We start from the raw sequence: 1,874 nt of genomic DNA, 5'->3' as shown, positions 1-1,874 counted from the left end.
ACTGGACCGACAGGAGCAACTGGACCGACAGGAGCAACTGGACCGACAGGAGCAACTGGACCGACAGGACCATAACCGGAACGAGAACGGAATTCGTGACCATAGAAAGCAGCAGCGTAATCCTATCGAGTGTAATGCCTAACCAACTAAGGAAGAATGTCTTCCGACATGGAAGGCATTCTTCCACAAGTTGCAGGAGGTGCAAAAGACTTTGAATATCAATGCTCAAGACGACGTGAAACAGCAAGCGATTCAACTGTATGAGGCGAACGAGTGGGAGAAACTCGAAGAGCTGCTTCAGCAACATGAGGCCGAGCTACAAGCCGATCCGGATTTTTATTTGCTTTCAGCCAGAGTACAAACGTACCACCTTCACCTCGACGACAGCGAGGCATGGCTTCGGAGAGGAGTGAACCAGTTCCCAGACAACATACCGCTCAAACAGGGTTTGGCTGTGATTCTCGAATTGAAAAGACAATTGTCACCAGACCAGAGAAAGGAACGAAGTGAATTTGATTACGATTAGCTTGTGCATGATTGTGAAAAATGAAGAGGATACCCTCGGTCGCTGTTTGGATACGGTACAGGACCTGGTAGATGAAATAAACATTGTGGATACGGGATCGACAGACAACACGATTGAGGTTGCAAGAAAGTATACCGACCGCGTCTACCAATTCGACTGGACCGGAAATTTCGCCGACGCGAGAAATGAATCGTTTCGGCATGCGACAAAGGAATACATTCTGTTTCTGGATGCGGACGATGTGCTGCTCGAACGGGATCGGCAGCTGTTCAAGCAATTGAAAGAGACGCTCGATCCAGCCGTGGACTCCGTCTCCATGTACTACAATGCAGGCATGGACGAATTCGGCAATGTAACCCTCCGGTACAGAAGAAACCGTTTGGTCAAACGGGAACGCAACTATCGGTGGTATGGCGATTGCCACAATTATCTGAGCGTCAGCGGTCATATCATCAACTCTGATATTGCGGTGACGCATCAGAGTCCGCCGAACAAAACGTCGCGGATTGGACGAAACCTGTCTATCTATGCCGCTAAAATTGAGCGCGGAGAAAGGTTCTCGCCAAGAGATTACTTTTACTACGGCAATGAACTGCGAGAGAGCGGGAAGTATCAGGACGCTATTGAGAGTTATAAAAAGAACCTGGCCATGGCGGAAGGATGGGTAGATGACAAAATTTATGCGTGCATCAATATGGCGGACTGTTACAGATATCTCGGGGAATTCGCCAATGAGTTGTCATCATTGTTGAAATCCTTCGAGTATGGCACACCACGTCCAGAGGCTTTGTCCAGGATAGGCTACAACTTTCAGCGTGCCAAACAGTTTCAGACAGCGACGTTCTGGTATGAAGCTGCGATTCGCACCCAACCCGATTTCAATCAATGGAGTTTTAGCTATCCCGCATACTCCACATGGTACCCACACCTGCAGCTTTGCGTCTGTTACTATTACTTGGGGGATTTGCAAAAGGCGTGGGAGCACAACGAAGCGGCGAGGCGCTACCGTCCAGAAGACAAAAGTGTTCTGTTTAATAAAAAACTATTGGAGTCAAAAGGAATTCCATTCGTTTGAACAGCGGAACTTGCGTGTGACATGCTCCAAGCGGCTCCTACTTGAAATGCCTTTCAATATTTCCTCCACCACAAAACATCATCCCCTTTGCACAGAGTTTGACTCCGCCTTCACCACGTGTAAAGGGGAATGCCTCCATTCACCCGGGAGGCGCACACTCTTGTTCTGCAGGAGCGAGTTGCTGTCCAACAGGAACGCGTAGCACGGATCCGAATTGATGACCAGTTCATATATCCGACTGAGCCCAAGATCGTACTCCAGTTTCATCTTGTG

2 protein-coding genes and 1 pseudogene are annotated in these 1,874 nt (G+C 48.8%); 2 read left to right on the top strand and 1 reads right to left on the bottom strand.

The window, feature by feature from the left end:
• Positions 1-211 precede the first annotated feature (211 nt).
• Together G463_RS0117235 and G463_RS0117230 are read left to right on the top strand one after the other, a co-directional pair.
• The gene (locus tag G463_RS0117235) at positions 212-526 is read left to right on the top strand and encodes a hypothetical protein (protein ID WP_026976117.1); all 315 of its coding nucleotides are present in this window, start codon (positions 212-214) and stop codon (positions 524-526) included.
• Complete coding sequence (locus G463_RS0117230; RefSeq protein WP_026976116.1) at positions 513-1,601, top strand: glycosyltransferase; 1,089 nt, start codon at positions 513-515, stop codon at positions 1,599-1,601. The genes G463_RS0117235 and G463_RS0117230 overlap by 14 nt, the downstream gene beginning before the upstream one ends.
• Before the next feature lie 153 nt (positions 1,602-1,754).
• Here the strand turns inward: G463_RS0117230 and G463_RS22600 are convergent.
• Positions 1,755-1,874 (bottom strand): annotated as a pseudogene (locus G463_RS22600) (SpoVR family protein); the annotation flags it as partial.

Source organism: Alicyclobacillus contaminans DSM 17975 (assembly GCF_000429525.1).
GTDB classification, from domain to species: Bacteria; Bacillota; Bacilli; order Alicyclobacillales; family Alicyclobacillaceae; genus Alicyclobacillus_A; species Alicyclobacillus_A contaminans.
This window is presented reverse-complemented; position numbering and strand designations above follow the sequence as displayed.